General features: G+C 72.3%; 7 protein-coding genes. 4 read left to right on the forward strand and 3 right to left on the reverse strand.

Annotation, left to right across the window (positions count from 1 at the left end):
• Positions 1 to 76: 76 nt before the first annotated feature.
• The gene (gene asnB / locus AB0O00_RS25105; RefSeq protein WP_363655321.1) at positions 77 to 1,948 is read right to left on the reverse strand and encodes an asparagine synthase (glutamine-hydrolyzing); all 1,872 of its coding nucleotides are present in this window, start codon (positions 1,946 to 1,948) and stop codon (positions 77 to 79) included.
• Positions 1,949 to 2,256: 308 nt separating this feature from the next.
• Between asnB and AB0O00_RS25110 the strand changes: the two genes are divergently transcribed.
• A complete protein-coding gene (locus tag AB0O00_RS25110) occupies positions 2,257 to 3,444 on the forward strand; it encodes a hypothetical protein (protein WP_363655323.1) in 1,188 nt (395 codons plus the stop codon).
• A 23-nt stretch (positions 3,445 to 3,467) separates the two neighbouring features.
• Here the strand turns inward: AB0O00_RS25110 and AB0O00_RS25115 are convergent, their stop codons facing one another.
• Positions 3,468 to 4,061: a helix-turn-helix domain-containing protein gene (locus AB0O00_RS25115; protein ID WP_363655325.1), complete on the reverse strand. Its 594-nt coding sequence runs from the start codon at positions 4,059 to 4,061 to the stop codon at positions 3,468 to 3,470.
• A gap of 64 nt (positions 4,062 to 4,125) precedes the next feature.
• Between AB0O00_RS25115 and AB0O00_RS25120 the strand changes: the two genes are divergently transcribed.
• A complete protein-coding gene (locus AB0O00_RS25120) occupies positions 4,126 to 4,629 on the forward strand; it encodes an SRPBCC family protein (RefSeq protein ID WP_363655327.1) in 504 nt (167 codons plus the stop codon).
• A gap of 179 nt (positions 4,630 to 4,808) precedes the next feature.
• Positions 4,809 to 5,660 carry a polysaccharide deacetylase family protein gene (locus AB0O00_RS25125; protein WP_363655329.1) on the forward strand — a complete coding sequence of 284 codons (852 nt, stop codon included), beginning with the start codon at positions 4,809 to 4,811 and terminating at the stop codon, positions 5,658 to 5,660.
• On the opposite strand, the gene AB0O00_RS25130 is transcribed toward AB0O00_RS25125, so the two are convergent.
• On the reverse strand, positions 5,602 to 6,228 hold the full coding sequence (locus AB0O00_RS25130) for a 3'-5' exonuclease (protein ID WP_363655331.1): 627 nt from the start codon (positions 6,226 to 6,228) through the stop codon (positions 5,602 to 5,604). The genes AB0O00_RS25125 and AB0O00_RS25130 overlap by 59 nt on opposite strands.
• Before the next feature lie 101 nt (positions 6,229 to 6,329).
• On the opposite strand from AB0O00_RS25130, the gene AB0O00_RS25135 reads away from it, so the two are divergent.
• Entirely contained in the window at positions 6,330 to 7,067 is a 738-nt protein-coding gene (locus AB0O00_RS25135; RefSeq protein WP_363655333.1) for a VOC family protein, read from the forward strand.
• Positions 7,068 to 7,245: the final 178 nt, after the last annotated feature.

Raw genomic sequence — 7,245 nt, forward strand, 5'->3', positions numbered from 1 at the left:
GCGTTCGACGGCCCGCACGAACTCCTCGGCGGAGCGCGGCACTTCTGCGAGAGTGGACACGTTGAGAACCTCCCGGTCAGACGTCGAGCGTGACGCGGTACTCGGCGAGCCACGTGTTGAGGCTGAGCACCATCTCCACGTCCAGGCGGCAGATCCACGCCCACACGCCCGGCTGGCCGGACACCCGCGCCGGGTTCTCGGCGATCGCCAGCGCGGCGGGGACGTCGATCAGCGGCAGCACCGGCGCGGCCGGATCGGCGAGCACGTCGCGCAGCTGGCGGCAGAGTTCGGCGAGGTAGGCGCCGTCCTGGGTGACCGGGTAGGGGCTCTTCTGCCGGTCCAGGACCTTGCGCGGCAGCAGGTCGCCGGCGGCGGCGCGCAGCAGGCTCTTCTCCCGGCCGTCGTGGTTCTTCATCGACCAGGGGGTGTTGAAGACGTACTGGACGAACTCGTGGTCGCAGTACGGCACCCGCATCTCCAGCGCGGGCCCCATGCCGAGCCGGTCGCTGCGGTCGAGCAGCACCCCGAGCCAGCGGGTCAGGTGCAGGTGGATGACCTCGCGCATGCGGCGTTCGTGCTTCGCCTCCCCCTCCAGCACGGGCACTTCGGCGAGCGCCTCGCGGTAGCGCTGGGCCACGTAGCCGCGCAGGTCCAGCTTCCGCAGGAGGCCCTTGTCGATCAGGCCGAGCCCCAGGCCGGGGTGTTCGGCGTCGTAGACGTGCATGATGCCCATCCACGGGAAGGTATCGCTGTACACGACGTCCTCGTTGTGGACCCACGGGAAGCCGCCGAACACCTCGTCGGCGGTCTCGCCGGACAGCACCATCGTGGCCCGTTCGCGGACCGCCTTGGAGAGCAGGTACGCCGAGGCGTCCATGTCGCCGAACATCGACGGCATGTCCTGCGCGACGACGCACGCGCGCCGGACGTCCGGGTCGGCGAGCTCCTTGGTGCTCAGCGTGATCTGCTGGTGCACCGTGCCGGCGTACGTGGCCATCGCGTGCGCGTACGGCGCGTCCGAGGTGCCGCGCATCTCGTCGGACCGGAAGCCCTCGGCGCTGGTGAGCAGGAGGGAGAAGCTCTGCAGCGGCGGTTCGCCGTTCTCCTTGACCCACCGGGCGGCGAGCGCGGTGAGCACGCTGGAGTCGAGGCCGCCGGAGAGCAGCATGCCGCGCGGCACGTCGGCGACCAGCTGCCGGGCGACCACCTCCTCCAGCTTCTCCCGCACCCGGGTGACCGTGGTCGGCAGGTCGTCGGTGTGCGGGCGGGCCTCCAGCGCCCAGTACGTGCTCTGCGCCGAGCCCTTGCGGCCGAAGCGCAGCACGCTGCCGGGCAGGACCTCCTGCACGCCCGCGTAGATCGACACGCCCGGGGACTTCGTCTGCGCCAGCAGTTCGGCCATCCCCCCGGCGTCCACCCGGGCGTCCACGGCGGGGTGGGCGAGCAGCGCCTTGGCCTCGGAGCCGAAGGCGATCCCGTTCGGCAGCCGCTTGTACAGCAGGGGCTTGATGCCCATCTGGTCGCGGATCAGGAACAGTTCCTCGCGGCCGCTGTCCCAGATGCCGAACGCGAACATCCCGTTGAAGTGCGTGCCGCAGTCCGCGCCCCACTCCAGGTAGCCGCGCAGCACCACCTCGGTGTCGCACCGGGTCGTGAACCGGTGCCCCTTGGCCTCCAGTTCCGCGCGCAGCTCGCGGAAGTTGTAGATCTCGCCGTTGTACGTCACGGCGACGGCGGCGCGGCCGTTCTCCTCGGCGGCCATCGGCTGCCCGCCGCCGGGGATGTCGATGACGGCGTTGCGGGTGTGCCCGAAGCCCGCGTGCGGCGCGAACCACACCCCGTCACCGTCGGGCCCGCGGCAGGCCAGGCTGTCCGTCATCGCCCGCACCACCGTGCGCAGCGTGTCCGCGTCCTGCTCGAAGTCGACCCATCCGGCGATCCCGCACATTCAGCTCGCTCCTTCCGGCGACGCCTCCCGGCCATCCGGCCGGTCTCCGTCTCGCCACCACGACAGGCATGGTGACCGAGCGCGGTCGAGACCGTCTGAAGCCGCATCCCGGGTGCGGGCGGCCGGCACGAGGAGGCCGTCATGGCGGCCGTGCTCCGTCATGTGCCGTAGGCACGTACCGCCTTGCGTCTACCGCCGGTTCGGCGTGTGGGGCGGAGACGCCCAACTCGCCGCGTCCGGCCCGTACTCTGGCGCTCACCGATGTGAACACGTCGCGCTCAGAATGGGAGAGAACAGTGAAGTCGTTCATGGCAAGGGCACGTTGGCTGGGTGCGGCGGCAGTTGCCGGGCTGCTGGTGGCCACCGGCACCGGTACCGGGGTCGCGTCGGCGGAGCCGGCCGGCGAGCCCGTCGCGGGCGTGTCGCAGACCGTCCCGGTGGGGTACGCGGCTTCGACCACCGTCGTCATACCGGACGGCAGCAAGGCGTACGTCGCGGTCACCAACGACGACGACAACCACACCGGCGCGCTCAAGGCCGTCGACACCCGGACCGGTGCGATCACCGCCGAACTGACCCTCGATCCGGCCCCCAGCTCGTCCGTCGGCCCACTGGCCGTCAGCCCGGACGGCGCCCGGGTCTTCGCGGTCGTCGGGCAGAAGCGCCTGGTCACCGTCGACACCGGCAGCGACACCGTGCTCGCCGACGTCCCGCTGCCCGTCCAGCCGCACCCGGACACCTTCGTCGACGGTCCGATCAGCTCCCTCGTGGCCGGCCCGGACGGCGTCGGCGTCTACCTGGCCCAGGTCGGGCCGCAGTCGCGCTGGGGCGGCTCGGCCGGGCGCGTCCTCGCCTACTCCACCGCCACCGGCACCTTCACCGCCGCCCTCGCCCTCACCACCGACGCCGCGGGCTCCATCGTGCTGCACCCCAACGGCCGCGACGCCTACGTCACCACCGGCGCGGGGCTGGTCCACCTGAGCGCCAGGCCGACCTCGCTCAGCCTCGTCCGCACGTTCACCGCCGGCAGGGGCGCCTCCGGCAGCGCCGTCCTCAGCCCCGACGGCAGCACGCTGTACGGCATCGGCAGCTCGCAGAGCGACTACCTCGTCGACACCACCACCGACACCGTCACCTCGGGCTTCCGCTTCACGCAGGGGGACAACATCCGCTACCCGGCGATCAGTCGGGACGGCCGCCGGCTCTACCTCGTCCAGACCTCGGTGATCACCATCCCCCCGGGCACGCCCCTCCCGCCCGGCTACGCCTACCGCAGCTCGATCCTGTCCTACGACACCGTGGCCCGCACCCTCGTGCCCGCCGAGACCGTCACCCCGAACAGCGTCGAGCTCCCCGGCGGCCTGGCGCTCGGCCCGGACGGCCACACCTTCTACCTCAGCGGCAACAGCTATCCCGCCGGGCTCCAGGGCGGCCCCGTCTACCCGCCCGGCCTCCAGGGAACCCCTGTCGCCTGGCTCGACATCCTCCAGCGCTGACGCCCGGCCGGAGCTCGCCGCGCCTACCGCCCGGCCCCGCGCAGCAGGGCGGTCGCGCTCTGCTCGGCGAGTTCCTCGGCGTGCGCGGGGATCGGGGTTCCGGCGTGGAGGTGGCCGCGGACGATGGCGAGCGGCAGCCCGGCGATGGCGAGGGAGACCCGGTCGATGTCCAACGGCGTTGCCGCGCCGAGGCGTTCGGCCAGGCCGGCGACGGCCTCGCGCACCCGGCGGGTGCCCTCCTGCTCGCGGCGCAGGTACGCCTCGGGCCACTCGGCCTTGCCGAAGGCCGACACGCCGTACAGCAGCACGACGGCCCGCTCGCGCTCGGCCCGGCACCACGCGACCACCTGCCGGGCCACCGCCCCGGCCGCCACATGCGGTTCGGGGTGCGCGTCGAAGAGCGGCAGGCTCGCCGCCTGGAACTCCTCGACCGTGCGCAGCCACAACTCGGCCATCAGCGCGGCGCGTTGCGGGAAGCGGTGGTAGACGGAGCCGTTGGGCGCGCCGCTCTCCCGGGCGACGGCCGACATCGTGACGGCGGCGGGTCCTCCGGTGGCCGCGAGTCGCACGGCGGCGTCGAGGAGGGCGGATTCGTCGTAGCGGGGTGGCCTCGGCATGTAATGGAGAGTACTCTCCACATCAATTGGAGAGAACCATCCAAAACAAGGGGGGCCCAGGCCCATGGCCGTACTCAACATCCACGAACGCACCGTCCCGGCACCGGAAGAGACGGTCGGTGCGCTCCTCGACGGCCTCGCGGGCCCGGACGACCGCCTGTGGCCCGGACCGGCCTGGCCCCGGATGCGCTTCGACGGCCCGCTCGCCGTCGGCGCCTCCGGCGGCCACGGACCGGTCCGCTACACCGTCGTCGGGTACCAGCCGGGCCGCTGGGTGCGCTTCCGCTTCAACGGCCCGCGCGGCTTCGACGGCTTCCACGAGTTCACCGTCCAACCCGCCACCGAGAGCGGCAACGGCGGCGGCACCCTGCTGCGCCACACGATCGTCATGCGGGCACACGGCCCGGCCCGCGTCAGCTGGCCACTCGCCTTCCGGTGGCTGCACGACGCCCTGCTCGAAGACGCCCTCGACCGGGCCGTCCGGGCCTGCGGGGGCACCGTCGCCACCCCCGCCCGCTGGACCCCCTACGTCCGCCTCCTGCGCGCGTTGGTTCACCGCCGGCATTGAGACGTTTCGCGGTGGTGGCCCGCAAGTTCGGGCTCCGCGGGCGGTACTGACCGGCCGCGCCGCGCCCACTCGCCGACCGGGCCGACGCTACGCGCGTCTATCTGCGGGAACCTCTTCCGGACGGTTCGCGTCATGGACGTCGTGGAGCTTGCAACCGGAACCGGGGGGAGTGGTCGTTGATGGACTTCAAGGCGCGTGCGGGGAATTCGGTCAGCCGTCGGCGGGTGGCCCTCGCCGTGGGGGCCGTTGCCGTGGTGGCGACGGCGTGGGCTATTCCGTCGGTCACCGGGTCGCTCCACGGCTCCGGCCCGAACGCGAACGCCGTGCAGGAGCAGGGCGGCGGCCCGACCACCGACGGCCACAACAGCGACGGCAGTGCCAAGGGCAACGACGGCGGCACGCAGCAGCAGGGCGGCATACCCGACGGCATAGCCCACGCCTCCGAGGCCGGGGGCAACGCCGTCAACATCACCATCGACGACGGCCCCGACCCCACCTGGACCCCGAAGGTTCTCGACGTGCTCAAGCGGCACGGCGTGAAGGCGACGTTCTGCATGATCGGGCCGCAGGCCAAGGCCCACCCCGACCTCGTCAAGCAGGTCGTCGCGGCCGGCCACCGGCTGTGCGACCACACCGTGTCCCACGACACCACCATGGACAAGAAGCCCGTCGCCTACCAGGAGAAGGAGATCCTGGACGCGAAGAAGATGATCGACGAGGCCGCCGGGGGCAGCGCCCAGGTGCTCTACTACCGGGCCCCCGGCGGGTCGTTCACTCCCGACAGCCGCCGCATCGCCGCCGCGAACGGCATGCGCCCGCTCGGCTGGAACATCGACTCGAAGGACTTCAACAAGCCGGGCACCGCCGCGATCGTCGGCACGGTCAAGAAGGAGATCGGCAACGGCCCGACCATCCTGTTCCACGACGGCGGCGGCGACCGCCAGCAGACCGTCGAGGCCCTCGACCAGGTGCTCACCTGGCTGAAGGCGCAGGGCCGCCCCACCGGCTTCCCGGTCCAGAGCACCCCGTGACCGGCCACGCCCCGCGGCCCAGCAGGTCGAGGACGAGGGCGGCGATGTTCCACGCGTCGTCCTCGCCGCGGTGATGGCGCCCTTCGAGCGGCAGTCCGGCGATCCGTAGGGCCTCGGCCATGCCGGGCTTCTTCCGCAGCCCGTAGGCCTCGGTGAACACGGCCTTGGCGTTGGTGTGGGTGCGCTCCGTCGGATGGCCGAACGGGTAGGCCACCCCGTCGGCCCGGCTCTGCCGGGCGAACTGCCGGCGGTCGTACTCGCCCCAACTCGCCCACGGGCGCCACCCCGCCTCGTGCTCCTCGACGAGGATCCGGCACGCTTCGGCGAAGGTGACGCCCCGGTCCACCTCGGCCTGCGTCAGTCCGGTCAGTTCGGTGCAGAACTCGCTCACCGCCGAGCGGACGGGGCGCACCACGACCCGGTGCCGGGAGACGCGGCGCGCCGCCGCCACGTCCACGACAGTGAGGCCGATCTCGATGATCTCGTTCACCGAGCCGGGCGGCGGCTGCCCGTCCCAGCAGGTGGCTTCGACATCGATGACGTTCAGCAGGGAGGGTTCGTGGCGCATGGGCCCGAGGGTAGGGACGTGCCCCGGGTGCCCGCACCTCGATTTCCGCAGGCCGTACGGGCCCGGTGAGCGGCGGGTCCGTGGATCTTAGGATCTCCGGCATGACAACACGACTCGTGCAGATCAACATGAAGGCCCTGGACGACACCGCGCTCGGCCGCTTCTGGGCGGAGGCGCTCGGCTGGGGCGTCGACAGCGAGGCACCGGGGGTGACCAACCTCGAACCCGTGGGCTTCTCCTACCCCGACCCCACGGCCATCTGCATCGACCTCATCGCCCGCCCGGAGCCCAAGACGGTGAAGAACCGGGTGCACCTCGATCTGGCCACCACCTCGGCCGCCCAGCAGGCGGAACTGGTCGCACGCCTCGAGGACCTCGGTGCCACGCTCGCCGACGTGGGCCAGGGCGACGTCCCCTGGACCGTCATGGCCGACCCGGAGGGCAACGAGTTCTGCGTCCTCGAGCCCCGCCCGGTCTACGGGGACACCGGTCCGGTCGCCGCGGTGGTGGTCGACTGCACCGACCCGCGCGCGATGGCCCGGTTCTGGGGCGAGGCGACGGACTGGACGGTGCACGAGGTCACCGACGACTTCGCGACCATGCGCTCCGCCCAAGGCGTCGGGCCCTACCTGGAGTTCGTCCGCACCCCCGACACCAAGACGGTGTGGAACCGCGTCCACCTCGACGTCCGCCCCTACCCCGGCGACGACCTCGCGGCCGAGGAGGCCCGCCTGCGCGCCCTGGGCGCCACCGACCCCGGCATCGACCAGTCGGACATTTCGTGGAGGGTACTGGTCGACCCGGAGGGCAACGAGTTCTGCCTCCTCGCCCCTCGCTGACGGGCGCTGCGACCGCGCAGGGTCATACCCCGCGCCCGGGCGGTTGTGCTGTGCCATCATCAACCCATGGCTGAGACAGTGGAGTTGAAACTCTCCGACGGCACCGGCGTGGTGGTGGAGCTCTCCCCCGCCCCGGCCGCGCACCCCGTGGAGCTGCCGCCGGGCGCGGCCGACCTGC

This window comes from Kitasatospora sp. NPDC093558 (genome assembly GCF_040683475.1).
GTDB lineage: Bacteria > Actinomycetota > Actinomycetes > Streptomycetales > Streptomycetaceae > Kitasatospora.

Bases quoted from the DNA above. Each gene is read 5' to 3' on its own strand.
- AB0O00_RS25135 (WP_363655333.1), top strand. From the start codon at position 6,330: ATGACAACACGACTCGTGCAGATCAACATGAAGGCCCTGGACGACACC.
- AB0O00_RS25130 (WP_363655331.1), bottom strand. From the start codon at position 6,228: ATGCGCCACGAACCCTCCCTGCTGAACGTCATCGATGTCGAAGCCACC.
- AB0O00_RS25125 (WP_363655329.1), top strand. From the start codon at position 4,809: ATGGACTTCAAGGCGCGTGCGGGGAATTCGGTCAGCCGTCGGCGGGTG.
- AB0O00_RS25120 (WP_363655327.1), top strand. From the start codon at position 4,126: ATGGCCGTACTCAACATCCACGAACGCACCGTCCCGGCACCGGAAGAG.
- asnB (WP_363655321.1), bottom strand. From the start codon at position 1,948: ATGTGCGGGATCGCCGGATGGGTCGACTTCGAGCAGGACGCGGACACG.
- AB0O00_RS25110 (WP_363655323.1), top strand. From the start codon at position 2,257: ATGGCAAGGGCACGTTGGCTGGGTGCGGCGGCAGTTGCCGGGCTGCTG.
- AB0O00_RS25115 (WP_363655325.1), bottom strand. From the start codon at position 4,061: ATGCCGAGGCCACCCCGCTACGACGAATCCGCCCTCCTCGACGCCGCC.